Genomic DNA, 23,467 nt, shown 5'->3' with positions numbered 1-23,467 from the left:
TCAGTAACTATTCCACTTCAAAAATAGCCTGAATTTCAACAGATGAATTTACTGGAATAGATGTTGCTCCCAATGTTGCTCTTGCGTGTTTACCTTTATTTCCAAAAACATCCACTGTAAGATCCGAAGCAATGTTCATAAGATCTGCATGCTTGGTATAATCGTCTTTTGTATTGAAAATTCCTGTAAGCTGTACACATTGCTTTACTTTACTTAAATCTCCACCCACAGCGTCTTTTAATACAGCAATTACATTAAGCATCGTTACTTTCGTTGCTTCTTTAACCTGCTGTTCGTTCACTTCTACTCCCAATTTTCCAGGATTAAAAATTTTACCGTCTTTTAATGCCACCTGATTAATGAATACCAGATTTCCTGTGCGCACAAAAGGTTGATAATTCCCGGCAGGCTTTGGAACCTGAGGAAGACTAATATTTTTTTGCTTTAATATTTCATTGAAGTTTTGATGATTTTCAACCATAGGAATTGTTTTTTTAGCATGAGTATCTTTTAATGCCAACGCTACTTTTGCAAAGTTTTTACCTTGTAGCTCTGCCAGTTGGCGCTCTCCTTTGGTAGGTCTTTCCACATCTTTTAACGAAGCCATGCTTGTAATTCCTAACACGGAATTACCTTGTGGAATCGATTTATTCAAATCTTCTGTTCCACGTATTCCATTAGAAACCAAAACCATTCCGTGCACTGCAAGACTGTTCCAAAATGCCTGTAGCGCAAGCTCCTTTCCTGCCCCGCTTCCAGCTGACATGAAGACGGTAGCCGGAATGCCTTCCAATGCATGATTGGTCCAAAGCTGAACTGTTTTTGATAAAAACTCACTCATCCCAGTGCTTATATTCCCAAAATAAACTGGTGAACCAAAAGCTATACCATCATAACCCGTAAGTTCTTCTACGGTAGCTACTGGTAGGTTTTTAAGAATTGGATTGGGGGATTCCTTTACCAATTTGATATAAGGAACAGCGTTGTTTTCACTTTCAATTCCTTTGGCTATTTCTTTAGCCAATTCGTAGGTTCCTCCATTATCAGACTGAATGAGAACCAATACTTTAGCTTTGTTTTGTGCCATGATATTGATGGTGTTAAATAGTAAAGTTAAGATAAAAAAAGAACATAATTTTTTCATTATTAATAAGATATAAGTTTATTATTTCCGGCATTTATTTTTCCATTCTTCATATATTTTCATACAAAGTGGATGAATTAAAATATCTATTTCTTTGATAGTACAAAATTAGCATTGGCGTTTTTATTAAATTTGCCAAAAAATATATCTTAAACGACAATATAAAATATGGTTTAGCCGAAACAACAGAAAGCCAGTTTGTAGACTCTATTGAAAAGGAAGCAAATCTATGGTGCGAGAAAAACTGGAAACATGATGATTACGAACATATTCATCACCTTGCCCAGCTTACTTTTTGTGGAAGATGGCTATCAATATTTTCATATATCTCGTGCCGCAGCAGCATGTCATATGGATACCCTCTGATAAAGCTCACAAAATAACTTCAGAAACACAGACGGTAAATTTGATGGTATTTTGTTCAAATCAGTTTTTGAAGAAGAATTTTATCAGAATCTTCAGGTATTTGCCGCTCCTCCGATTCTCAGGGAAATGCTGCTTTATGCTTTAAAATGGAACCAATCTTTTGTAGAAATGATGAACAGGGTATTTTCTTTAAAGCGATTTTAAAGAGTCTTCCCAACTTCTGTAAAGAAAGCAATGAATTGGAAATCCCTGTGTCAACTGATATCAGACTTATTCCTGTATCCAAGAAATCAATACTCATTTTAAATATAATCTGGATGTTGATTCTTTGGCAGAAAAAGCCCAAATGTCTGTCAGAAGCCTGCAGCGCATCTTTAAAAATGAAACAGGGATCACATTACAAAAATACCTGCAGCTGACCAGAATTTTAAAAAGTACAGAACTGATTGACACCCGGCAATATACTTTAAATTAAGCCTGCTATAAGACAGGTTATCAGAGCCTTTCAATCTTTACTTATTCTTATTTTACGGCGATAAAAACCATCAAACCGGGCCATCATAAGAATAAGGCCGAAAGCGTATAGAACTGTATTTATTTTAAGATTAATAATCTGTTGAGCTCACTTTTAAAACAACCCAAAATAAACTCGGTATAATATAGTTGAGCATTCAAAGCCTGGGTTTTAGGATGCAGCTCCAATTTTTTGGTGAGAATAATTTCTCCCTTATAAGAAAATGAGAAGTAGGCATACACTTTATATGCCGAGCTTCTGTTGGAGATAGAATACCCAGTTGTGGCGATAGACCAGTCGGATTCAAACAATGTTGCAATCTGCAGAGCCATGGTTTCAACAATATTTTTTGATACAGCATCGCAGTCTTCGGCTTCTTTTTGGTCTACCTTTAATAATCTTACTTTCTCCGGCAGACTGTAGGTTGTCATTCCTCCTTTATAAAATAGCTGGGCATTTGGCATCTGTGAAAAAGCCAGCTGTAAGCATCCTGAAGTAACACTTTCCGCTACGGAAATCGTTTCATCGATACTGAGTAGAGACTGACTGATATATTCCAGAAGGTTTTTTTGAAAATCCATAATACAATATTTTAAGTGATAGGTTAAAAATGGGATTTCAGCATCATGAAGGTAAAAAAAGCTGCTGAATGCATCAAACTGCAGCTTTTTCATTTCATATTATAAGATGGTGTGAAGGGTGTTTCTTTTAATCAATCTTTTTGCTGTTCTCCAGTAGTTCAAGAAATCTGTTCATATATTCTTCCTCCTTTTTCACTTTATAATAGGCTGTTTTCGCATATAAAGTGAAGGAAGGGCTTTCTATTCTTACTTCTGCCTCAGTATCTGTATTTCCCCTTGTATTTTGGCTGTGAAAATCACGGATATGAAGGAAGTATTCATCGATACTGTCATTAATTACTTTTTTCAGGATCTCACATTTTGCATTGTTCCTGATCTTTTCCAGAGATTTGATGAGAAAAGCAGTCACTCCGTATGAATTGATAATAACTGGAAACAAAGATTCATTTTCAATGGCATTGTTTTTATCATTCAATCCCGAATGCAGTAAAGTTTCATTTTCAAATATCATATTTCCAGGTTATTAGTTATTGGTTGCTTTTAAATAATGTTCAAAATAGTGCAGATCATCTTTGTCTTTAATGGAAAGATAGAACATGATCTGTTCCGGTTCTTTATTTCCAATGCTGCTGAAACAATCAAAATGAGCGATCAGAGCCTGAATATTTTCAATATGTATATCTTTTAAAATGATAAACAGCAGAAATATATTCTCTTTAATTTCTTTTGCATAAATGGCTGCTCCGGCTTCATACCAATCCCCTTTATTGGGAACTTTCACAAAATCTTGATGCGTTAAATTCTTAATGATCTTCTGGCAATCCATATCTCATTGTATTTGAGTTTCTGATGTATGATAAACCTTAGCAAAAGATCTTGTCTCCGGAAATTCAGAATAAAAGCCTTACGCATAATATGTTGATAAGATGGCCTTTATTTTTACTAAAATTAATGTTTTAAATTTACATCAGAATAGCTCACTTTATTATGACTTGGATCATATTAAAAGATGCTAATAGAATATTTTTCTATTTTCTAGCTTAATTTGGCCTTCTTTTTCCATTTTTTTTAGTGTACGGATCACAGTTTCTACCCGAAGCCCGACAAGGTTGGCCAATTCCTGTCTTGTAAATTCAACTTGAAAACTTCCACAGCTTTCTTCATGGAAACTTTTCAGATAATCCAAAATTCCTTTTAAACGCTGAACCGGATTTTGTGACGCTAAACTTTGCATCATCACCAGCTTGTAATACACCTGTTGAGAAAAGCAGGCATTCATTTCCAGAGAAAGCTCGGGATTTTCTTTGAGCATTTCAAGGAAACTGTTTTTGGGAAGCCTTATTATTTCAGAAGCTTCAATACAAACGGCATTCATGGGATAAGGATGTTTCAGAAAAAGAAGTGGATCTCCAAAACTCTGATTCTTTTTCAGAATATTATGAATAAATTCTTTTCCGTCTTCATTGTAGTTATTCAGTTTAACTTTTCCTTTGGCAATCTGGAAGTAATAAAGTGTATGATCTCCTTCTTTAAAAATAGTTTCTTTGGGTTTGTATGTCTTATCTTCTGCACCAAATGAGTACAGAAGATGTTCGTCAATATTCATACAGCTTATCGTTTTCATAATTTTATTGTGGTTGTGTTTGTCGATTTTAATGCCTATACAAAAACTGAACCTTAAAAATTGATAAAAATGTTAAAAATAGTTAAATTGATTTTCGAATTCTATTTCCTTGAAACTGTTTATGAATATTATTCGTAAAAATCCAACGATTAAACCTATTATTGAGGATATTGATGATTTCAAAAAAAATTCCAGCTATTTTCATCATGAAAACAAACTGGAATCGGCTATTCAGAACTATGCATTTTCTGAAAAATATGGTGAAGGCTCTGCACCTTTTGATGAACGTTTTGTATTATTTGGCAAATTTTTTAGTTCCTGCAACACACAAAATGACGCCTACAGTCACTCCCAACATTCCTATGCTTACCTGCTCTTGAAGAAAATATGCAGCCAGTGCCAACCCAAAGAAAGGCTGTAACAACTGAAGTTGTCCTACTGTTGTAATGCCACCCTGCGCCAATCCTTTATACCAGAATATAAAACCAATAAACATGCTGAATAAAGAAATATAGCCTAACCCAAACCACCCTTTAAAGCTAACGTCTTGCAGATTTTCGGGGAAATAAATAAAGAAAAGAGGAAGCATAAGCGGCAGAGAGATGACCAATGCCCATGAAATCACCTGCCATCCTCCTAATGTTTTTGAAAGTTTTGCGCCTTCAGCATAACCCAATCCGCATAAAACGACAGCCAAAAGCATCAGAATATCTCCCACAGGAGATACTGAAATTCCTTGAGAAAAAGCATAACCTACCACCAAAAGACTTCCGATAACCGAGAAAAACCAAAATATAGGATGCGGCCTTTCTCCACCACGGAACACTCCGAAAATAGCGGTAGCCAGAGGAAGCATTCCCAAAAATACAATAGAATGGGCAGAGGTGAGATACTGTAATGCCAAAGAGGAAAGCAGCGGAAATCCTATCACACAACCTATAGAGACTAGAACCAGAGAAAACAACTGATTTTTAGCAGGACGTTTTTCTTTATAGATCAGCAGTACGGAAAGGGCAAGAATTCCCGCAATTACAGCTCTTGCAATGGTTACAAATATAGGATCCATTTCCATTACCGCCAGCTTTGTACCTGGCATTGAGCCACTAAAAAGCAAAACACCAATGAATCCGTTAACCCATCCGCTTATCGCCTGATCTTTTGAAATTGTATCTGTCATCATTTTTTAATTTTTTGTATGGTTCAAAATTAGAAAGGAAAAATAGATAAACACAGTATCAGTTTTGTATATTTGCATGAGCACAGTTTTAAATTATGAGTAAAGAATTCTTATATACAGAAATTGCTGACGGCATTGCCAATCAGATCAGAAATGGAGTGTTAAAAGCTGGAGATAAGCTTCCTTCAGTAAGAATGCTATGTCAGGAACATCAGGTAAGTATGAATACCGCGAAACGGGTATTTCTGGAGCTTGAATCCATGTCCATGGTTGAGTCGAAGCCCCAATCCGGATATTTTGTAAGCCCGTTATTATCTGTAAAGCTCCCTCTTCCTGAGGTAAGCCGTCCGTCTTTAATTGCCAACAATGATGAACCGGATGAACTGATCAGTAAGGTTTATGAAAATATGGGACGAAAAGATCTTACTTTCTTTTCGATAGGAATTCCCTCTGGAGATCTTCTTCCCCAAGCCAAGCTTAAAAAAGAAATTGTGAATGCTATCCGTGTCCTTAAGGAAGGTGGAACGGAGTATGAAGAACTTCAGGGAAACCTTACCCTTAGAAGAATGATCGCAGTACGCTCTCTTCAATGGGGAGGGGGCCTTAAAGAGGATGATCTCGTGACAACCAATGGAGGAATGAATGCATTGTCTTTCTGTCTGATGGCATTAGGAAAACCAGGTGACACGATTGCTATTGAAAGTCCCTGTTATCCGGGAATTTTACAGCTCGCCAATGGGATGGGACTAAAAGTTCTGGAACTACCCACCCATCCCACTACAGGAATAGAAATAGAAGCTTTAAAAAAACTGATCCCTAAAATTGATCTGTGCCTGTTGATTCCCAACTTCAACTCCCCTTTGGGAAGCTGTATGCCTGATGAAAACAAAAAAGAGGTTGTTAAAATACTATCTGAAAATAATATCCCTTTGATTGAAGATGATGTATACGGAGATCTGTATTTCGGAGCTTCCCGCCCAAAATGCTGCAAATCTTTTGATAAAGACGGCAGTGTGCTGTATTGCAGCTCAATATCGAAGACATTGGCCCCTGGCTACCGGGTCGGTTGGATTGCTCCCGGAAAATATAAAGAGAAAATACTGAAACTTAAACTGCTGCATTCCACTTCTTCCATCTCAATTGTCAATGAAGCAGTTGCCAACTTTTTAAAATCCGGAAAATACGAAAAACACCTTCTGCAGCTTCGCAAAACACTTCAAAGTAATTATCAGAATTATGTACAGACAATTGCTGAATCTTTTCCTGAAGGAACTAAAACCAGTCGCCCTCAGGGAGGTCTTTCTTTATGGATAGAATTTGATAAAAAAATCCGAACTACCGAACTCTACGATCTGGCTATTAAGCAGAACATAAGCATTGCTCCCGGAAGAATGTTTACCTTTCAGGAGCAGTTTGAAAACTGTATGCGTCTTTGCATTGGTCTCCCTTGGTCGGAAGATACCCAGACAAAACTGAGACAGGTAGGACAACTTGCTAAAAAGATTTATCAGACTTCTTAAAAGGATTCTGATATTAAAAATGAAAGCTGGAAGTCATTACTTTCAATAATCACTTCCAGCTTTATTTGTTCAATTTTTCCGCTTTTTATTTATTATCCGGAACAAAATTCTTTCTTGCGAGTTCTTTTCTTACGCGGCTTAAACTTTCAGGAGTGATTCCTAAATAAGAAGCAATCATCCATTGTGGAACGCGCAAAAGAAGATCCGGATACATTTTAATGAATTTCATATATCTCTCTTCAGCCGTTTCACCAAGCAAAGAATTGATTCTGTTCTGAAGGCTTCTGATGTGCTTTTGAAGAAGAAAATCACTTCTTTCAATACTGTTCGGGAATTGTTCTACCAGCTTGTTGAAGAAGTCGGGATGCAGAAACAGGACTTCTGAATCTTCAACAGCCTCAATATAATAATTGGATTTTTCGTTGAAATAAAGACTGCTTCGGTCAGAAATCAACCAACTTTCCGGAGCAAATTGTATAATATGTTCCTTCCCGTTTTTATCGATAGAATACATTTTTAAAAGCCCTCTTTCAACAAAGAATATATGTCTGCATATTTCTCCATACTGCAAAAGAAACTGATTTTTAGGGATCTTTTTTACTTCGTAATGCAGACTGCAGGCATTCACACTTTGAAGCGGAACGTTTAAAACTTTGGCTAAATAATTATTGATATTCTTCATGATACAATCTGGCTTAAAGAAATGTCTTGATGCGAAGCGTTATTTACTGCTTTTCCGTCCTGTATAACGATCAGTTGCGGACTTTCGTGTCTTATCTCAAAATCACTGGCAATCTTATTGGAAATCGGTCTGTACGCCAGCAGATCCAGATAGTATAGTTCTAATGGCTGGTTTGAATTTTCAACCTCTCTTTCGAAATTTTTCAAAACTGTTCTGCTGATAAAACAGCTTGTAGAATGCTTGAATATTGCTATTTTATGATGGTGAGACTCTTCAATAGCTTTTACCAGATCTTCCTCAGATTCTATCTTCTTCCAAAAAGATTTTTGATCGGGGTTTTCATTGTTCCCACCGAATATTTTATCAAAAAAACTCATACATTAAATTGTTTTAAATGATGATCAAGATGTTTATATTCTAAAAATTGCCAGTCTTTTTCAGTCATGTTCCCGAATAATCTATGATGGTCAGGCAGGCTTTTATAATCACAGGCTGCCCGGAATTCATCCAGTGTTTTCAGTAGATTGGTCTTTGATTCATCGAAATCACACTCAAAATTAACGATTAGTTTTCGAAAAGTAGGCATATTTCTGGGAATTCCGTTATTGAAAACATACATTTCTATTTTCGTAACGATCCCGATGGTTTGAAAAATAAAGTTGATGGGGGGAAGTTCTATTTTTTTTAAAGCGACCTGAAGCACCAGATCACAATGCCTAAGCATCTGACTTACATTCATTTTTCCCCATTTTTTTGGAGAATTTTCAGAAAGTTGGGAAATTCTGTCTACAATTTCCCTGTAATATATCGGGTTATTCAGTTTTTTCTTTACCAACCTTTTTCTTTCTTCAGATTTTCTATATGAGCAAAATGATGATTGCAATGCCAAACATATAAGGCAAGACTTTCTCTAAGATTATAGCTTCTGTTGTGCTCCGGATGTTGGAATGTTCTTTCAAACTGTTTATTGGTAAGACTTTTAAGAAGAGTAACCCATCTTTGATGTGTTCCTTTCAGCATACGCATTGCCGGCTTTACAGGCATATGATAACTGTCCTGAAGTTCTGCCCATTGTGCCTCATTATAAGGTTTTATCGTTGGATTATCTTCTGTAAGGGCAAGTTTAAAGCGGATAAAGCTGTTGATATGACTGTCCGCAAGATGATTCACAACCTGTCTTACCGTCCATCCGCCTTCTCTGTAAGGAGTATCCAGCTGATCATCCGTAAAATGTTCGATGAGATTTTTCAACCTTCCGGGGAAATCTTTGATCACTTTGATGTAAGTATCCAGTGTGGTATCGCAGATATTTTCCGGAGCTTCAAACGGCCCTATAGGAAATCTTTTTTTCTCTAAATCGTTCATTATTCAGGGTTTTAATTTTTAAATATTACCAGGATCAGCCTGATTATTCAGTTGAAAGCAAATTTTAGCTGTTATGTCTGTAAATGTATCAAAAATCCGAGATATGTGAGTATGAAAAAAATGTTAATTGTGCTTAAAAAACGAATGATCTTCATTCCATAAAAAAAGGCTTCAATTTTATAAAAAATGAAGCCTTTTATTTATTGTAAGATTAATAGCCATGCAGATCAATACCTTCCGTCCTCTGTAAGGTAACCTTTCGGCCCATTTTCTTTTGAATAACACGGAAATGCTGTAATTCATCATCTGTAAGAATGGTAATGGCGGTTCCTTTTTCATTGGCACGTCCTGTTCTACCAATTCTGTGAATATAGTCTAAGGGAGACCGGGGCAATTCATAGTTGATCACACACGGAAGAGATTCGATATGAATTCCACGACCAATTAAGTCTGTCGCAACCAGGATCTGCGCTCCATTTACTTTAAATTCTTCCAAATTATTTCTACGGGCGCCTTGTGATTTCTGACTGTGGATCGCTACGGCTTTAATTTTATTCTTTTTCAGTTTTTCAACCAGATTATCGGCAGATCTTGTAGATGAAACAAAAATCAGTGCTTTTTCAACTTTCTTTTCTTTAATCAAATAACGCAGAAAAGGACCTTTGTTTTCTGGAGCAACGTGATACGCTAATTGTTCAATATTATCTATTTCAACTTCTTCTTTTTTTATCTCAACGATAACGGGATTGATGGATAAACGTTCTTTCATTTCAGAAACCTTATCATTCAATGTCGCTGAAAATAAAATAGTCTGCTTCACTACCGGCATCATGGCAAAAAGTTTATTCATTTCTTCCCCAAAGCCTAACTGAAACATTTTGTCTGCTTCGTCAATTACCAAATGCTGAATGCCCGAAATACTCAATGCATTATGATCAATCAGGTCTAATAATCGTCCAGGAGTTGCAATAAGCACTTCTACGCCAAACATCCCCTTCATTTGTGGATTAATGGATACACCACCATACACTGCCATTGTACGAATTTCACGATTCAGATCCTCTGCGAAAGCTCTGAAAACTTCATCAATCTGAATAGCCAACTCACGGGTTGGAACCAATACCAGAACCTGAACATTACGTCCTTTCTTTGCTTCTGAATGTTGTAGTTTCTCTAAAATCGGCATTACAAAAGAAGCGGTTTTTCCGGAACCTGTCTGTGCAATTCCCATCAAGTCTTTCCCCTGCAAAATAATCGGGACAGACTGCTCCTGAATGGGAAATGGCTTTAAGTAACCCATTTTTTTGACAGAACGAATAATATTGTGTGATAATCCTAAAGATTCAAATGACATAAAATACTTATTTCCTGCAAAGATAAGCTATTGAGATTTGGTTTTCGCTTTAAAAAGGAATCACTGAAGACAAAGTTTATCCTTTACTCTATAAGTTGAAAAAATTCAGGTATTTATTGGAATCTAATTCAATATTAAAACTTGTTTTTTTTCTTACGTTATATCTGTTTCTTTTAATCTGTCTGATAAGAGCTTAAAACGTCTTACTTTACTCTTTTATCCTCTATTCTCAGCATTATAATAAAATTATATTGCCGATTTGTCCGATAATTTTATTTTGGAAGAATTTTTGACGCTGATTTTCGTAAATTAATCAAAAATTCGATAAATCTAAATATGAAAAAAGCGTTAATAATAGTTGATGTGCAGAATGATTTTTGTGAAGGAGGAGCCCTTGCAGTACCGGGAGCTAATGAAATTATTCCTTACATCAATCTTTTGATGGAGGAAAATGAATATGATCAGGTTGTTCTTACTCAGGACTGGCATCCTGTAGGGCACAAAAGTTTTGCCAGCAGCAACGGAAGAAAAGTAGGAGAAAGTATTATTTTGAACGGTGTTCCTCAGTTTATGTGGCCCGATCATTGTGTACAGGGAAGTTTTGGCGCAGAATTTCATAAAGATCTGAATCAGGAAAAAGTAACTCACACGATACAAAAGGGTAAAAATATTGAAATTGACAGCTACAGCGGCTTTCAGGATAATAACCATTTTATGAAAACAGGTTTGGATGACTTCCTGAAATATCATGATATTCAATTGGTGGAAATCGTAGGCCTGGCAATGGATTACTGTGTGAAGTTTACGGCTCAGGATGCTGTAGCAAACGGCTATATTACCTGCTTACACTTTAACGGAACGCGTGCCGTAAATGTGAAGCCTGACAATGGCAGAGATGCGATCTATGAAATGATCGAAAAAGGAGTAACGGTACTTGGATAAAACAGCATACAATAAAGATATACTCAAAAATAAACAGCATCAGTGATGCTGTTTATTTTTTTATAATAGATTACTCCTGGCTCAGTACCGCTAATTCTGACAGAAAATCTTTGGGCTCAATATTTCCCATCGCAAATTCATGTTCCAACAGTTTGATTTTTTCTGTTTTTGTATAAGGCCTATCATAGATTGTCTTCAGAATACTTTCTTCATCATGACGAGGGACCAGAAGATGTTTTGCCTCACGAAAAGCGCTGTAATATCTGATACCCAATATCCTTTGTGACAAGGCATTGAAATGAATACTGTCAGCATTGGCAGTAAGTCCTTTCGCTGTAACAAAATAACAGTTTTCATGGGATTTTGCAAATTCTTCCAGAGCCTGATTAACCAGAGGATATGAAGTAAAATATTTCCCGAAGATTCCACTGGATAGAAAATCCCCTAAGCCACCTATTATAAGAGGAACTTCCGGAATATTAAGCTCCTGGCGCAAAGTTTCTGTTATTACAGAAAATTTTTCGCCATATCTCTCGGCCTTTTCCGGAGAACAGTCATTTTCTCCCTGATGCCAGAGAATACCTGCAATCTGGCTTGTTCGTTGTGCTAATTTTGCCTGTGATATAGCATTTTCAAACAAAGCACTTCCTACCGCCCAATCATCAAGGCTGGTTCCTCCGTCAGCACAGGGAATCAATCCTATCTCGTCTTGTTGATGGCCTAGTCTCCAGGATGCAGCAAATGAAGCGGCAAGTCCCACACCGGCATTGGAACGGTCAAAATTAATAGGCTCAGACATAATCTGCCATAATCCGTTTCTTTGCATTTTAATATGCTCATCGTAGATAGGCGGAACTTCTTTGGTGTAACCCCTACCAGCCATATTGGACTGACCTATCATTAAAAAGGAATGTATCATTTTTTATTCTCTTGTATACCAATACTTCTGCTGAATGAATACCAGGCCAGTTTTTTCACTTCATTCTGAGCAATATCTCCGGATCTGAATGCCGTAATCGTTGCAGTGATCACGCTTGTGAAAAGAATCCTTATCCAAGGTAATGGAAGCTGATTATTGATCACCTGCTGCTTTTGTAATGCCTGAATGGCATCAAATAACTGATTTCTTCTTTTTAAATAGGCCTCACTTTGACTGTTTTCGTCAATTGTTGAAGAAAATTTAACATGATCATTCAGTTTAATAAGAAAAGCATACTTTGTTCCGCTATCAATTCCTGCATATAATAAATGTTCAAGCTGTATTAAAGGATCTTCTGAGCTGTCACAAACTGTAAGAGTGGCCGATTCCCATGCTTCCATCATATTCCTGTTACATGCTTCCAACAGTTCATTCCGGCTTTTAAAATACCGGTGAATCGTTCTTCTGTTAATGCCACAGTTTACCGCAATATCCTCAAATGTTGCTGAGAAATTCTCGTTCAAAACGGATATTGCCGCATCAATAATTTTCTGCTGGGTATTCATATCTTTTTTATTGACACAAATATACGACAATTGTCTCAACAATGAGACAATTTGATTTTTAAATAATAAATTTATATAAAATGAAACCGCATTTTTATCTTATTAATATTACAAAAAAGCGCAGAAACTAGTTTCTGCGCTTTTTATTCTTTGCCTTTAAAATTATTACCTGGCAATAATAGTTTCAATCAGAAGCCTGAATCTAAAATTCAAAGCTCATCATGAGTCTAAAGCATTTTAAGGTTATTTACTTCCAGTTCTGAAAGGATTCTCCAGTGCCCTCTTTTGATGTTCTTCTTCGTTAATCCGGCAAACATTACTCTGTCTAAAGATTCTACTTCGTATCCTAATCTTTGGAATATTCTTCTTATCACACGGTTCCATCCGATATGGATTTCAATTCCAATCTCATTCTTTGGTTTTCCTTCGATATATGAAATCTGATCAACAACCGCTACTCCTTCATCCAGACGAATTCCTTCCGCAATAAGACGCAAATCTTCACCCGTAAGTTTCTTATCCAGTGTTACGTGGTAAATCTTTTTAGCATCGAAAGAAGGGTGAGTAAGTTTTTTCGTCATATGACCGTCATTCGTTAACAAGATAACTCCCGTTGTTGAACGATCCAGTCTTCCTACCGGGAAAAGTCTGTAAGGAGAAGCATTGGCTACAAGATCCATTACAGTTTTTCTGGCTTTGTCATCTTTAGTAGTAGAAATATAACCTTTTGGCTTGTTCAAAAGTACATATACAGGTTTTTCTGGTGTAATACTTTGTCCGTCAAACACTACTCTATCTGTTTTTTGTACCTGATAACCCATTTCGGTTACTACTTTTCCGTTTACCTCTACAAGTCCCTGAGTGATCAGCTCATCAGCTTCTCTTCTGCTGCAGATCCCTGAGTTGGCAATATACTTATTCAAACGGATGCTGTCTTTGTGGACATCCTTTTCGATTTTGTTCAGCCTTCTTTTCTGTACAAAAGATTTTGCTCTGTCATCATTTCTTTCTTCGCCGTTAGATGGTCTTCTACCATATTTCAGGCTGCCTCTTTCATACTTATCTCTTGTATCAAAATTTTTTCCACCTCTTTTAGGTTTTCCAAAAGATTTTCTCTCAAAGCTCTCACTTTTGTTCGTAATGTATGGCTTACGTTCAGATCTTGAGCCAAAATCTTCATTTGAGCTTTCAGAACTTTCTGTATTTCTCTTAAAAGGTTTCTTTTCAAATTTTGAGTTGGACCCTTGATGTTCCGGGCCTTTTCTTCCTCCGTCTTTAGAGAAAGGTTTTTTAAAAGGTTTTGATCCTGAAGAATTTCCAGATCTGGAAGCACGAGAATCATCAGAACTTTTCTTGGTTGAAATTCTTGGTCTCTTTGGTCTGTCTGAATTATTATTATCTCTGCTCATTCTAAAAATTTCTGCAAAGATAGTAATTTAGTTATGAGTTAAAAATTAAGAATCATAACTTTGCAATATAGTTTATGTTTTTAACTTTATATATCAACTAAGATGATAACAATATTAAATGATAATTTTTCTCAACTCAACGACTTTCTTCACGAAAAATCTTTCAGTAAGATTTTTATACTGGTAGATGAGAATACTCATGAATACTGTCTTCCTGTTCTTCTTGGAAACATGGAAACAGACCTTGGGTTCGAAATTCTGGAGATTGAAGCCGGAGAGGAAATGAAGAATATCCAGACAGCCAATCAGCTTTGGGAAATTCTTACAGAAATGCAGGCGGACAGAAAAGCATTGGTTATCAACCTTGGTGGCGGTGTGATTACCGATATGGGAGGTTTTGTAGCTTCTACTTATAAAAGAGGAATACAGTTCATCAATATCCCTACTACCCTTTTATCGATGTGTGATGCTTCTATTGGAGGTAAAACAGGAATTGATCTGATGCATTATAAAAATATGGTGGGAACCTTTGCTTTCCCGGAGCAGATTTTTATTTTTCCGAAATTCTTGGAAACACTTCCCTTTAAAGAATTAAGAAGTGGCTTTGCAGAAATGCTGAAACATGGCCTTATTGCAGATAAAGCACATTGGGAACAGCTGATTCAAATTCAAAAGTTAGATGTAGCTTCCGTTACACCTCATATTCAGACTTCTATGGACATTAAGCAGGATGTGGTAGAAAAAGATTTCCATGAGCAGAATATCAGAAAAACATTAAATTTTGGGCATACGATAGGACATTCTGTTGAAAGCTTATGTCTGCAGCAGGAAAATCCTATTCTTCATGGTGAAGCAGTAGCCATGGGAATGATTGCTGAAGCTCACCTTGCTTATCTTGAAAATCTTATTTCAGAACAAGATTCAAAAATCATCATTGAAAATATTCAGAGATATTACCCCTATTTGGATATCAGTGATTTTAAAGATGAAGATATTACGGCTTTACTGATGAATGATAAAAAGAACACGGACAGTAAGATTAACTTTTCTTTACTTTCGGGAATTGGTTCTTGTACCTATGATCACCAATGTAGCCATAAAAATATTCTTGAATCCATTCATTTTTACCGAAAATTGAATGATGCATAGTACAAATTGTATTCAAACATTCAGTTTTTCAATCCTCTTTTTGACAAAATTGTCAATTTAGACCACTTCTAAACAAATGTTTATTTAATTAAATTAGTAATTGAAAATCAATTATTTACATTACAAACCACTCATTTCCTGAGTGGTTTCTTTATTGATTTTACTCATAAAAAAGAATTTTGGCAAGCAATTTGGAAGATACTCAGCGTTCAACTGAAAATGTTGACAAGTAGTAAAATTTAAAATTAAGAAAGAGTAAAATTAAAAAATTAAAGTTATGAAAAAGTTAATTTTAGGATTAGCAGTAACTGCTGGAACATTAGCATTCGCTCAACAGACCCCTACCACTTCTTCCAATCCGGTAACATTTGGTGTGAAAGGTGGTATGAACGTATCTTCATTATCTAACGGAGCCGACTTAAGTGATTCAAAATCAAAAATCGGTTTTAACGCGGGTGTTTTCGCAAACATTCCATTAGCGAGTTCTTTCAGTGTACAACCGGAGGTTATTTATAATGACTTAGGTTCAAAAGTAACCAGAGAATATTCAGCTCTTGGAAATACATACAGAAGTGAATATTCAAGAAACTTAGGATATGTTGCAGTACCTGTAATGTTCCAATATAACGCGACTCCAGAGTTCTTCCTTGAAGCAGGTCCGGAGTTCGGATTCTTAGTAAGCGCTAAGGATAAATTCAAAAACTCAACCAACAATAACAACAACACTCAGGTTGCTACTCTTAACAAGGACGATTTCCAAACATTCAACTTTGGTATCGGAATCGGAGCAGGTTATTATTTCCTTCCTAACCTAGGAATTACCGCAAGATATACGGCTGGTCTTACAGATATTTACAAAAATAACAATGGAGACTCTGTAAAAAACAACGTATTCCAGGTAGGATTAGCTTATAAATTCAAATAAGCTTTTCCATACACATTCACTAACAAATTTTTATATTCAATAAAGAGGTCAGATTGTTTTCAGTCTGATCTTTTTCTTTTTTCACAAAAGAGTAAAAATAGGTATTGATTTAAGAATTCACTCCATATGCTAACAAAACGTTAATACCGATGAATAAAGGGATTGTGGCATGTTGTTTGTTTCTGATCGCGGGTTAAACATACATAAAAATAACTTTTAACCTATGAAAAAGATTTTTTTCAGCCTGGCACTTGCTGCAGGCTCATTTGCTTTTGCACAAAGTACTTCTGACACAACCACAACTCCATCTCCTAATTCCTCTTCTTCTATCAAATTCGGATTAAAAGCGGGACTTAATGTTTCTACGGTTTCTAATATGGATATGAATGCAAAAGCCGGATTCTATGGAGGAGTATTTGCTAATATTCCGGTAACTAAAGATTTCTCCGTTCAGCCAGAAGTAATGTACAGTGCTGTGGGAGGAAAATTAAAAGAAGACAGCAGTACTAAGCTCAACTTAGAGTATTTATCTGTTCCTGTAATGTTCCAATATAATGCTCTGCCTAATTTATATGTTGAAGCCGGGCCTCAGTTTAATTTCTTAATTGATGCCAGATTAAAGAAAAGCGCTTCTACCGGAGCGTATAAAGATGGAACAAAGTCGTTTGATTTTGGAATCGGATTAGGAGCAGGATATTATATTACCCGTCATATCGGTGTGAATGTAAGATATGTTGCAGGTTTATCTGATATTGTAAAAACACGATATTATTATGGATATGATAATACCAATTCTGTAAAAAACGGAGTATTCCAGGTGGGTGTTTCTTATAAGTTCTAAATCTGACTTCTATTTTTAGATAACAAACTTCATATTAACAAATATATTCGGTTGTTTCAGTAATTGAGACAACTGTTTTTTTTCAATATATCTTAAAATATGTTAACGAATATAAACTTAATCAATTAAAAATTTAAAATCAAGCCCACAATCAAATTAAATTAACAGTTGATTTTCAGCATGTTAATTAAAGATGTGTTTTTTGGCATGCCATTTGATAATAAAAAAAGTGTTAAATAAAACTTAATAACCCAACATTAAAGAAAATACTATGAAAAAGATTCTTTTAGGCCTTGCCCTTGTAGCAGGTACTTTCACTTTCGCTCAGAAAACATCAACTTCAACTTCAACAGGTTCAGCAAGATTCGGTTTGAAAGCGGGTCTTAATATTTCTAACCTTTCCGGTGGAGATTTTAATTCAAAAGCTGGATTTTATGGAGGAGTATTCGCTAATATTCCTGTAGCACAGGATTTCTCTTTCCAGCCTGAAGTTTTGTACAGTGGAATGGGTGCAAAAACTAAAGCAAATAGTGATGTAAAAGCCAACCTTGACTATATTTCAGTTCCATTAATGATTCAATATAATGCTCTTCCTAATTTATATGTAGAAGCAGGACCTCAATTTAGCTTTTTGGTGAATTCGAAGATAAAGTATAGATCAAACTCTACAGATGGTAAAGATCTATTTAAATCATTTGATTTTGGAATTGGATTAGGAGCTGGATACTATTTCACTCAAAACATCGGAGTTACAGCAAGATATGTTGCAGGCTTAACAGATGTTGCTAAAAACAGACCTGACCTTTCTACAGATAAATCTAAAAACGGTGTATTCCAGGTAGGTTTGGCGTACAAATTTTAAGAAAAGTTTCATTTACGATAACAAATTTTTATATTAATAGAAACCGGATTATGTATGTAATCCGGTTTTTTTGTGATTGTTTTTAACGTTAACTTCTAATAATCAACACTTAAAAAGATCACTCAGCCTCATTAACAAAAAAATGACTTTATTTTATCAATTCAATTTATTTTGGCAAGAAATTTGCGTATAAAGTAGTGATTGTATCCTTATTCCGAAATATATCCAACCTACAATTTTGTTATTGAGATGAGATGTTTACTGATTCCATTTAAAATCGGTTTTCATTTCAAATTCAGGTGTATGTACCAATCTAAACAAGGTATTTTTGAATATATGATATGTTGTAAAGGAAAGATCGGAATACAGAACTATAATCCTGTAAAGTAAAATACATTTTGATTTCAATAGAAAAAGTCAGGCTTATTTGTTTAAGTCTGACTTTTTCGCTTTTTTTAAGTCAGTCAATTTTCTTCAGGTAATTCAACGTGATAATAAAGACATTTTTCTTTTAAATAATTGTGGATTAGTTTAATCAAGTAGAGATATTTATTATTTTTCAAATGTATGCCAGATTCTGTTGAGTCTGGCATTTTATTTTTTTAATCAAATCATGAAAGAAGCAGATCTCAAAAAAGATATTCTCTCTCAATTTTTCGCTAAAAAGGATTCTTTCTATCATTAAATTCAATGCCCTATTTCAAATTATCCACAATATTAAAATATCAATAAATAACCTTTATTACTTTTAAAATATTCCCTAAAAAGGGATATTTAAGATATCTTTTTTTACTAAAGGCAATAAAAAAAGTAAATGTAATTATAGCAGAAGCCCTCCGAAACACCCTTTAAACAGGGATTTCTAAACTTTGGCAAGCAATTTGCAAAATAATTCAAGTCTGATTGAGAAATCATTCGAAGACACAAATAGTAAAATTAAAAGATAAAATTATGAAGAAGTTATTTTTAGGGCTGGCTTTAACGGCCGGGACTCTAGCTTTCGCACAGGAAACACCAAAAACAGAAAAAGTAAATCCATCACCTCTTAAAAAAGATGTTCAACCTGTTAGATTCGGGATCAAAGCCGGAGGAAACTCAGCGTACTTCAGTCAGCAGAAATTCGGTATCAATAGCCAGCAATTAGGGTTCCATGCCGGAGCATTTGTTAATATTCCACTTTCTAAACAATTCAGTTTACAGCCAGAGGTTTTATATAACCAGATGGGTGCAAAAGATGTAATTTATTCTACAGAAACTGACAACGGAGTAACGAATGTAAAGACTAAAGCTCAAAGCAGAGTAAAAATGGATTATATTTCAGTACCATTAATGCTTCAGATGAGACCTGTAGATAATTTTTATATTGAAGCAGGACCTGAATTCAGTTATTTCATTACCGGAAAAAATAAAGGAGAAACAACTGTAGCAAGCACTACTGGAGGTGTTACGACAACTACAACAAGTTCTCACTCTTCAGATATCGACAAAGACCAAATTAACAGATTCAACGTCGGTTTAGGACTTGGTTTAGGGTATGATATCACTTCCAATATCGGGATCAGTGCAAGATATGTAAACAGTTTAACGAAGATCGACAAGAGTATGTCTGCAGCTGAAAATAACAACAGAGTATTTCAGTTAGGTTTAAACTATAAATTTTAATTAATACAAACCAATTTTTTAACCCCAATAGAAAGAGCCAGATGTAGTACATCTGGCTCTTTTGTATGTTTGGATAAGTATGATTAATTGAATAATTCTACCTCCTCTCCTTTTCCTACCGGATATTCTTCAGTGAAGCATCCAAAGCAGTGATTAGAGGATCCTAAAATTACTTTCAGGTTATCTATACTTAAAAACTCCAGAGAATCAACGCCTAAATAGTTTTTAAGCTCTTCTGTAGACATATTTGCAGAAATCAAATCATCTTTTGAAGGAGTATCAATTCCCAGGTAGCAAGGGGCAATAATTGGTGGAGAAACGCTTCTGAAGTGGATTTCCTTTACTCCTGCATCTTTAAGAATTTTAACCAATCTCTTAGAAGTTGTTCCACGAACAATGGAGTCATCAATGATGACAACTCTCTTGTCTTTCATTTCCGAGATAATCGGGTTCAGTTTCAGGTTTACCACTCTTTCTCTCATTTCCTGAGTAGGAACAATGAAACTACGTCCAATATATCTGTTTTTAATCAGAACAGGACGGAAAGGTATTCCTGATGCCTTTGAAAAACCGATAGCTGCGGGAACTCCGGAATCGGGAACTCCAATCACAAGATCCGCTTCTACAGGAGCCTGCTCCCAGATTTTTTCTCCGGATTTTTCTCTGATCTCATAAACATTAATGTTTTCTAAGGTAGAGTCAGGTCTTGCAAAATAGATGTACTCAAAAGAACAGATTCTCTGTTTTCCTTTGGCTTCATCCATCATATAAGAGTGAAGTTTTCCGGGCTCATTTTCATTGGTATAAATGATTTCACCAGGAAGAATATCACGTACATATTGAGCTCCTACAGCATCTAATGCAACAGATTCTGATGCTACCACATAAGAATTCTCATCAATAGCTCCTAATACCAAAGGGCGGATTCCATTGAAATCTCTGAATGCAAAGAATTTATTTCTTGTCATTCCGACTACAGAATAAGCACCTTCAATCTTCTCCATAGTTGCCTTAATAGCGCCACGAAGACCCAGATCCAGATTTTTTTGAATTAATCTCAAAATAACTTCCGAATCGGAGGTTGCTCTGAAAACAACGCCTTCAGCTTCCAACTCAGCTTTTAATTCTTTCGCATTGGTAAGGTTACCATTGTGCGCTATGGAAAGTATAATCTGGTCATATTCGTTTTTAGCGAAAAATGGCTGGAAATTATATTTCTTTTTATCTCCTGCAGTCGTATAACGGGTATGTCCGATTGCAGAATTTCCCATAAAAGTTTCAGGTTCCTGAATGTCTTTATAAACGTCCAAAACCAGCCCTTCGTCTTTCATATTGGTAATTCGGCCTTCTTTCAGGACAGAAATACCGCACGCTTCCTGACCTCTGTGCTGTAATGCGAAAAGGCCAAACTGCGAAAGAGAGAATGTATCAAGATCATTATCCGAATACAATCCGAAGATCCCACATTCTTCGTTGGGAGCATCTAATCTTTCCTCTTCCTGAGTTCTGAAAAGATTCCTTCCGTAAACCTGGTTTTCAAACTGTTTTAAATATTCACTTTTATGAATGTCTAAACTTTTCATTTCTATTTTTTCTAATGATTAGAAGTTAGATATTAGATGTTAGAAATTAGTCTAAGTTAACTTCAGTTTTTAATTTTGTTTTTGAATAACAAATTGTTGTCAGAATATTATCTATTCTCTAAAATCTTATTTCTGTAAAAGATTTTTCAGACGGTTGTAGATTTCTACGTACGCCTCAGTTACTTCTCCTAAGTCTCTTCTGAATCTATCTTTATCAAGCTTCTTCATGGTATCTTTATCCCAAAGTCTGCAAGTGTCCGGAGAAATTTCGTCAGCAAGGATGATCTCTCCATCTGAAGTTTTACCCAATTCGATTTTGAAATCTACAAGGATAATGTTGATTTTATCAAACAGGTCAATAAGGATCTCGTTGATATCTGAAGTAAGCTCATACATTTCATCAAGCTCTTCGTAAGTTGCTGCACCTAGGAAAACAGCGTGGTGATCGTTGATAAGCGGATCTCCCAACTCATCTTTTTTATAGCAGATATCGAAAATAGTTACCGGAGATTTGATTCCTTCTTCAACCCCTAATCTTTGTGCCATGCTTCCTGCAGAGTAGTTTCTTACCACCATTTCTAAAGGAATGATAGATACTTTTCTTACCAGCTGCTCTCTTTCATCCAATTGTTTGATGAAGTGAGTTTTGATCCCTTTTTCATTTAAATATTCAAAGATAAGAGTTGTAATAGCGTTATTCATCTCTCCTTTAAGATCTACCTGACCTTTCTTTTGAGCGTTAAATGCTGTAGCATCGTCTTTGAAACGTACTACTACTTCATCTGGATTATCGGTAGCAAATACCTGTTTCGCTTTACCCTCGTACAACATTTCTTTCTTTTGACTCATAATTTTACTTTCTAAATTGTAGTTAGATTTATTGATTTATTTTATTATTATTCCTGTTAAGACAGCCAGTCCAAAACTCAGCAGTGTACCCACCAGTACATATTCTGTAAGTTTTCTCTGTTTTGCCTGTGTAAGGTCGCTGAACCTGAATACAGATTTGGCAGCCACCATGAAACCTACGCCTTCCCAATGATTCACTGTTATAAAAGTGAAAACCAGCAGGCGTTCTAAAATTCCGATATATTTTCCGGCACTTGTTAAAGATTCGGTTTGAATAGCATTAGGGCCATCCGGAGCGGGCGTCCATGATGACAATAGAATTTTGATAACAATAGAAGCAGGTGTTGTAAGAAACAAAACTGCCATCAGTATCTTTAAAAATTCCTGACCCTGTAAAAATCCGAAGCTGAATTCTCCAAAATAAAAAGAAACTCCGGCTATAACAAGAACATGCAGCAACTGATCAATGAAAAACCATGTTTTTTTAGTTTTTACATTTTGGAAACTCAGTTTCGCAGCATCAATAATGAAGTGAGTAATTCCTACCAACACAGCCACCCACCAAAATTCTATGTCCCAAAGAAAAATAAGACTTAAAACAATGTGAATCAGAATATGAAGGTATAAAAACTTACTTTTCAGTGTATGGTTTTCCTTATCTGCAACCCATGAATTTGGCTGAAGTATAAAATCTCCGAGTAGATGTGCCAATATGAGTTTGATAAAGATCATGCTTATAATTCTGAGATTTTCTTTCTGAAATACTGGTTGGTTTCCACGATGAGCTCATAGTTGGCTCGTTTCAGTCTCTGGCTGATAGAGGACTGTGAAATAGCAAATCTCTTGGCAAGATCTTCCTGGGTAATATCCTGGTTCATAATCATCTCATGAATAATTTCCGATGTCGCCATCGTCCAGTTATCAAAATCTTTTGATGACCATTTCAGCAAAATATTCAAATCTCTATCCACAGCATCGCTGGATGTTTTGATGGCCACAGTGTGGCCGTCACTTTTAAGATCATTCAGCAGCCTGCCTGAGTTTACATAAGCTGTTCCGTTAGATTCTGTGATCTTCTCAGAAGAGAAACTTTCTTCACCAATTCCTATGGCGATTCTTACGTCCAGATTTTCCTGACTTTTAATAAGAGATTTTATGGCTAGAAAATGCCAGAAGACAGCACCAATACTGCACTTGAACTGAAACTCATCCCCCCTGTAGATTTCCCATGTGCCGGGAGCGCTTCCCCAGGTTTCGAGAAGATTTTTAAGCTTGGTAATCCAAACTTCAGTATCTGAATGTTGTGAATTTATAATATCACCGGTAATGACCGCTATCATACTGCAAATATAAGCATAATTACTTATAAATAAAAAATATAAGCAAAAACCCTTATAGATATTAATTATTAGTGAATCTGCTTATATCGATTA

The 23,467-nt window shown here is 35.7% G+C and carries 27 protein-coding genes; 9 read left to right on the top strand and 18 right to left on the bottom strand.

The window, feature by feature from the left end; genetic code table 11:
* Positions 1-7: 7 nt before the first annotated feature.
* Positions 8-1,144, bottom strand: coding sequence for an Atu1372/SO_1960 family protein (locus ACQ76T_RS06815; protein ID WP_431342567.1), 1,137 nt, complete (start codon positions 1,142-1,144; stop codon positions 8-10).
* 417 nt (positions 1,145-1,561) lie between these two features.
* Here ACQ76T_RS06815 and ACQ76T_RS06810 point away from each other — a divergent pair, with 417 nt between their 5' ends.
* Both ACQ76T_RS06810 and ACQ76T_RS06805 read left to right on the top strand, forming a co-directional pair.
* Complete coding sequence (locus ACQ76T_RS06810) at positions 1,562-1,714, top strand: hypothetical protein (protein WP_431342566.1); 153 nt, start codon at positions 1,562-1,564, stop codon at positions 1,712-1,714.
* Positions 1,715-1,856: 142 nt separating this feature from the next.
* Positions 1,857-1,985 (top strand): hypothetical protein, encoded by a 129-nt coding sequence (locus tag ACQ76T_RS06805; RefSeq protein WP_431342565.1) that lies wholly within the window; start codon positions 1,857-1,859, stop codon positions 1,983-1,985.
* Between the two features lie 119 nt (positions 1,986-2,104).
* On the opposite strand, the gene ACQ76T_RS06800 is transcribed toward ACQ76T_RS06805, so the two are convergent.
* The 5 genes from ACQ76T_RS06800 to ACQ76T_RS06780 all read right to left on the bottom strand — a co-directional run bounded on the left by ACQ76T_RS06800 (position 2,105) and on the right by ACQ76T_RS06780 (position 5,409).
* The gene (locus ACQ76T_RS06800; protein WP_431342564.1) at positions 2,105-2,605 is read right to left on the bottom strand and encodes a CinA family protein; all 501 of its coding nucleotides are present in this window, start codon (positions 2,603-2,605) and stop codon (positions 2,105-2,107) included.
* 127 nt (positions 2,606-2,732) lie between these two features.
* Positions 2,733-3,116, bottom strand: coding sequence for a hypothetical protein (locus ACQ76T_RS06795; RefSeq protein WP_431342563.1), 384 nt, complete (start codon positions 3,114-3,116; stop codon positions 2,733-2,735).
* Between the two features lie 12 nt (positions 3,117-3,128).
* On the bottom strand, positions 3,129-3,431 hold the full coding sequence (locus ACQ76T_RS06790; RefSeq protein WP_431342562.1) for a hypothetical protein: 303 nt from the start codon (positions 3,429-3,431) through the stop codon (positions 3,129-3,131).
* A gap of 186 nt (positions 3,432-3,617) precedes the next feature.
* Positions 3,618-4,229: a Crp/Fnr family transcriptional regulator gene (locus tag ACQ76T_RS06785; RefSeq protein WP_431342561.1), complete on the bottom strand. Its 612-nt coding sequence runs from the start codon at positions 4,227-4,229 to the stop codon at positions 3,618-3,620.
* A gap of 295 nt (positions 4,230-4,524) precedes the next feature.
* Positions 4,525-5,409 carry a DMT family transporter gene (locus tag ACQ76T_RS06780; protein WP_431342560.1) on the bottom strand — a complete coding sequence of 295 codons (885 nt, stop codon included), beginning with the start codon at positions 5,407-5,409 and terminating at the stop codon, positions 4,525-4,527.
* Positions 5,410-5,501: 92 nt separating this feature from the next.
* Between ACQ76T_RS06780 and ACQ76T_RS06775 the strand changes: the two genes are divergently transcribed.
* Positions 5,502-6,926, top strand: a complete 1,425-nt coding sequence (locus tag ACQ76T_RS06775; RefSeq protein WP_431342559.1) for a PLP-dependent aminotransferase family protein — start codon at positions 5,502-5,504, stop codon at positions 6,924-6,926.
* A gap of 85 nt (positions 6,927-7,011) precedes the next feature.
* Here the strand turns inward: ACQ76T_RS06775 and ACQ76T_RS06770 are convergent, their stop codons facing one another.
* The 5 genes from ACQ76T_RS06770 to ACQ76T_RS06750 all read right to left on the bottom strand — a co-directional run bounded on the left by ACQ76T_RS06770 (position 7,012) and on the right by ACQ76T_RS06750 (position 10,273).
* Positions 7,012-7,608, bottom strand: coding sequence for a Crp/Fnr family transcriptional regulator (locus tag ACQ76T_RS06770; protein WP_422692342.1), 597 nt, complete (start codon positions 7,606-7,608; stop codon positions 7,012-7,014).
* Entirely contained in the window at positions 7,605-7,985 is a 381-nt protein-coding gene (ytxJ, locus tag ACQ76T_RS06765) for a bacillithiol system redox-active protein YtxJ (RefSeq protein ID WP_431342558.1), read from the bottom strand. The genes ACQ76T_RS06770 and ytxJ overlap by 4 nt, the downstream gene beginning before the upstream one ends.
* A complete protein-coding gene (locus tag ACQ76T_RS06760; RefSeq protein WP_431342557.1) occupies positions 7,982-8,443 on the bottom strand; it encodes a DUF1569 domain-containing protein in 462 nt (153 codons plus the stop codon). The genes ytxJ and ACQ76T_RS06760 overlap by 4 nt, the downstream gene beginning before the upstream one ends.
* Positions 8,437-8,973, bottom strand: a complete 537-nt coding sequence (locus tag ACQ76T_RS06755) for a YfiT family bacillithiol transferase (protein ID WP_431342556.1) — start codon at positions 8,971-8,973, stop codon at positions 8,437-8,439. The genes ACQ76T_RS06760 and ACQ76T_RS06755 overlap by 7 nt, the downstream gene beginning before the upstream one ends.
* 211 nt (positions 8,974-9,184) lie before the next feature.
* Complete coding sequence (locus tag ACQ76T_RS06750; protein ID WP_431342555.1) at positions 9,185-10,273, bottom strand: DEAD/DEAH box helicase; 1,089 nt, start codon at positions 10,271-10,273, stop codon at positions 9,185-9,187.
* 390 nt (positions 10,274-10,663) lie between these two features.
* Here ACQ76T_RS06750 and pncA point away from each other — a divergent pair, with 390 nt between their 5' ends.
* Positions 10,664-11,269, top strand: a complete 606-nt coding sequence (gene pncA / locus ACQ76T_RS06745; RefSeq protein ID WP_431342554.1) for a bifunctional nicotinamidase/pyrazinamidase — start codon at positions 10,664-10,666, stop codon at positions 11,267-11,269.
* A 70-nt stretch (positions 11,270-11,339) separates the two neighbouring features.
* Here the strand turns inward: pncA and ACQ76T_RS06740 are convergent, their stop codons facing one another.
* The 3 genes from ACQ76T_RS06740 to ACQ76T_RS06730 form a co-directional block, all read right to left on the bottom strand.
* Positions 11,340-12,188 carry a sialate O-acetylesterase gene (locus tag ACQ76T_RS06740; protein WP_431342553.1) on the bottom strand — a complete coding sequence of 283 codons (849 nt, stop codon included), beginning with the start codon at positions 12,186-12,188 and terminating at the stop codon, positions 11,340-11,342.
* Positions 12,185-12,754, bottom strand: coding sequence for a TetR/AcrR family transcriptional regulator (locus ACQ76T_RS06735; protein ID WP_431342552.1), 570 nt, complete (start codon positions 12,752-12,754; stop codon positions 12,185-12,187). The genes ACQ76T_RS06740 and ACQ76T_RS06735 overlap by 4 nt, the downstream gene beginning before the upstream one ends.
* Positions 12,755-12,981: 227 nt before the next feature.
* Positions 12,982-14,163 carry a pseudouridine synthase gene (locus ACQ76T_RS06730; protein ID WP_431342551.1) on the bottom strand — a complete coding sequence of 394 codons (1,182 nt, stop codon included), beginning with the start codon at positions 14,161-14,163 and terminating at the stop codon, positions 12,982-12,984.
* 102 nt (positions 14,164-14,265) lie between these two features.
* Between ACQ76T_RS06730 and aroB the strand changes: the two genes are divergently transcribed.
* From aroB to ACQ76T_RS06705, 5 genes are all read left to right on the top strand, one after another.
* Positions 14,266-15,312: a 3-dehydroquinate synthase gene (aroB, locus tag ACQ76T_RS06725; protein ID WP_431342550.1), complete on the top strand. Its 1,047-nt coding sequence runs from the start codon at positions 14,266-14,268 to the stop codon at positions 15,310-15,312.
* A 277-nt stretch (positions 15,313-15,589) separates the two neighbouring features.
* Positions 15,590-16,237: a porin family protein gene (locus ACQ76T_RS06720; protein ID WP_431342549.1), complete on the top strand. Its 648-nt coding sequence runs from the start codon at positions 15,590-15,592 to the stop codon at positions 16,235-16,237.
* A gap of 223 nt (positions 16,238-16,460) precedes the next feature.
* Entirely contained in the window at positions 16,461-17,078 is a 618-nt protein-coding gene (locus ACQ76T_RS06715; protein ID WP_431342548.1) for a porin family protein, read from the top strand.
* 271 nt (positions 17,079-17,349) lie between these two features.
* Positions 17,350-17,940, top strand: coding sequence for a porin family protein (locus ACQ76T_RS06710; protein WP_431342547.1), 591 nt, complete (start codon positions 17,350-17,352; stop codon positions 17,938-17,940).
* A gap of 951 nt (positions 17,941-18,891) precedes the next feature.
* On the top strand, positions 18,892-19,602 hold the full coding sequence (locus ACQ76T_RS06705) for a porin family protein (RefSeq protein ID WP_431342546.1): 711 nt from the start codon (positions 18,892-18,894) through the stop codon (positions 19,600-19,602).
* An 83-nt stretch (positions 19,603-19,685) separates the two neighbouring features.
* Here the strand turns inward: ACQ76T_RS06705 and purF are convergent, their stop codons facing one another.
* The 4 genes from purF to ACQ76T_RS06685 form a co-directional block, all read right to left on the bottom strand.
* Complete coding sequence (gene purF / locus ACQ76T_RS06700; RefSeq protein WP_431342545.1) at positions 19,686-21,185, bottom strand: amidophosphoribosyltransferase; 1,500 nt, start codon at positions 21,183-21,185, stop codon at positions 19,686-19,688.
* Between the two features lie 126 nt (positions 21,186-21,311).
* Positions 21,312-22,034 carry a phosphoribosylaminoimidazolesuccinocarboxamide synthase gene (gene purC, locus ACQ76T_RS06695; protein WP_027372243.1) on the bottom strand — a complete coding sequence of 241 codons (723 nt, stop codon included), beginning with the start codon at positions 22,032-22,034 and terminating at the stop codon, positions 21,312-21,314.
* A gap of 36 nt (positions 22,035-22,070) precedes the next feature.
* A complete protein-coding gene (locus tag ACQ76T_RS06690; RefSeq protein ID WP_431342544.1) occupies positions 22,071-22,766 on the bottom strand; it encodes a DUF3307 domain-containing protein in 696 nt (231 codons plus the stop codon).
* 2 nt (positions 22,767-22,768) lie between these two features.
* Positions 22,769-23,374 carry a SatD family protein gene (locus tag ACQ76T_RS06685; RefSeq protein ID WP_431342543.1) on the bottom strand — a complete coding sequence of 202 codons (606 nt, stop codon included), beginning with the start codon at positions 23,372-23,374 and terminating at the stop codon, positions 22,769-22,771.
* Positions 23,375-23,467 lie beyond the last annotated feature (93 nt).

It is taken from the genome of Chryseobacterium sp. JK1 (assembly GCF_050632815.1).
In the GTDB taxonomy this organism is placed as follows: domain Bacteria; phylum Bacteroidota; class Bacteroidia; order Flavobacteriales; family Weeksellaceae; genus Chryseobacterium.
The sequence above is the reverse complement of the archived record's forward strand: the minus strand, read 5'-3'. Positions and strand labels throughout refer to the sequence as shown.

Excerpts from the sequence above, each read along its gene's own strand:
- ACQ76T_RS06815 (WP_431342567.1), bottom strand. The coding sequence starts at position 1,144 with ATGAAAAAATTATGTTCTTTTTTTATCTTAACTTTACTATTTAACACC.
- ACQ76T_RS06805 (WP_431342565.1), top strand. The coding sequence starts at position 1,857 with ATGTCTGTCAGAAGCCTGCAGCGCATCTTTAAAAATGAAACAGGGATC.
- ACQ76T_RS06800 (WP_431342564.1), bottom strand. The coding sequence starts at position 2,605 with ATGGATTTTCAAAAAAACCTTCTGGAATATATCAGTCAGTCTCTACTC.
- ACQ76T_RS06795 (WP_431342563.1), bottom strand. The coding sequence starts at position 3,116 with ATGATATTTGAAAATGAAACTTTACTGCATTCGGGATTGAATGATAAA.
- ACQ76T_RS06790 (WP_431342562.1), bottom strand. The coding sequence starts at position 3,431 with ATGGATTGCCAGAAGATCATTAAGAATTTAACGCATCAAGATTTTGTG.
- ACQ76T_RS06785 (WP_431342561.1), bottom strand. The coding sequence starts at position 4,229 with ATGAAAACGATAAGCTGTATGAATATTGACGAACATCTTCTGTACTCA.
- ACQ76T_RS06780 (WP_431342560.1), bottom strand. The coding sequence starts at position 5,409 with ATGATGACAGATACAATTTCAAAAGATCAGGCGATAAGCGGATGGGTT.
- ACQ76T_RS06775 (WP_431342559.1), top strand. The coding sequence starts at position 5,502 with ATGAGTAAAGAATTCTTATATACAGAAATTGCTGACGGCATTGCCAAT.
- ACQ76T_RS06770 (WP_422692342.1), bottom strand. The coding sequence starts at position 7,608 with ATGAAGAATATCAATAATTATTTAGCCAAAGTTTTAAACGTTCCGCTT.
- ytxJ (WP_431342558.1), bottom strand. The coding sequence starts at position 7,985 with ATGAGTTTTTTTGATAAAATATTCGGTGGGAACAATGAAAACCCCGAT.
- ACQ76T_RS06755 (WP_431342556.1), bottom strand. The coding sequence starts at position 8,973 with ATGAACGATTTAGAGAAAAAAAGATTTCCTATAGGGCCGTTTGAAGCT.
- ACQ76T_RS06750 (WP_431342555.1), bottom strand. The coding sequence starts at position 10,273 with ATGGGTTACTTAAAGCCATTTCCCATTCAGGAGCAGTCTGTCCCGATT.
- pncA (WP_431342554.1), top strand. The coding sequence starts at position 10,664 with ATGAAAAAAGCGTTAATAATAGTTGATGTGCAGAATGATTTTTGTGAA.
- ACQ76T_RS06740 (WP_431342553.1), bottom strand. The coding sequence starts at position 12,188 with ATGATACATTCCTTTTTAATGATAGGTCAGTCCAATATGGCTGGTAGG.
- ACQ76T_RS06735 (WP_431342552.1), bottom strand. The coding sequence starts at position 12,754 with ATGAATACCCAGCAGAAAATTATTGATGCGGCAATATCCGTTTTGAAC.
- ACQ76T_RS06730 (WP_431342551.1), bottom strand. The coding sequence starts at position 14,163 with ATGAGCAGAGATAATAATAATTCAGACAGACCAAAGAGACCAAGAATT.
- aroB (WP_431342550.1), top strand. The coding sequence starts at position 14,266 with ATGATAACAATATTAAATGATAATTTTTCTCAACTCAACGACTTTCTT.
- ACQ76T_RS06720 (WP_431342549.1), top strand. The coding sequence starts at position 15,590 with ATGAAAAAGTTAATTTTAGGATTAGCAGTAACTGCTGGAACATTAGCA.
- ACQ76T_RS06715 (WP_431342548.1), top strand. The coding sequence starts at position 16,461 with ATGAAAAAGATTTTTTTCAGCCTGGCACTTGCTGCAGGCTCATTTGCT.
- ACQ76T_RS06710 (WP_431342547.1), top strand. The coding sequence starts at position 17,350 with ATGAAAAAGATTCTTTTAGGCCTTGCCCTTGTAGCAGGTACTTTCACT.
- ACQ76T_RS06705 (WP_431342546.1), top strand. The coding sequence starts at position 18,892 with ATGAAGAAGTTATTTTTAGGGCTGGCTTTAACGGCCGGGACTCTAGCT.
- purF (WP_431342545.1), bottom strand. The coding sequence starts at position 21,185 with ATGAAAAGTTTAGACATTCATAAAAGTGAATATTTAAAACAGTTTGAA.
- purC (WP_027372243.1), bottom strand. The coding sequence starts at position 22,034 with ATGAGTCAAAAGAAAGAAATGTTGTACGAGGGTAAAGCGAAACAGGTA.
- ACQ76T_RS06690 (WP_431342544.1), bottom strand. The coding sequence starts at position 22,766 with ATGATCTTTATCAAACTCATATTGGCACATCTACTCGGAGATTTTATA.
- ACQ76T_RS06685 (WP_431342543.1), bottom strand. The coding sequence starts at position 23,374 with ATGATAGCGGTCATTACCGGTGATATTATAAATTCACAACATTCAGAT.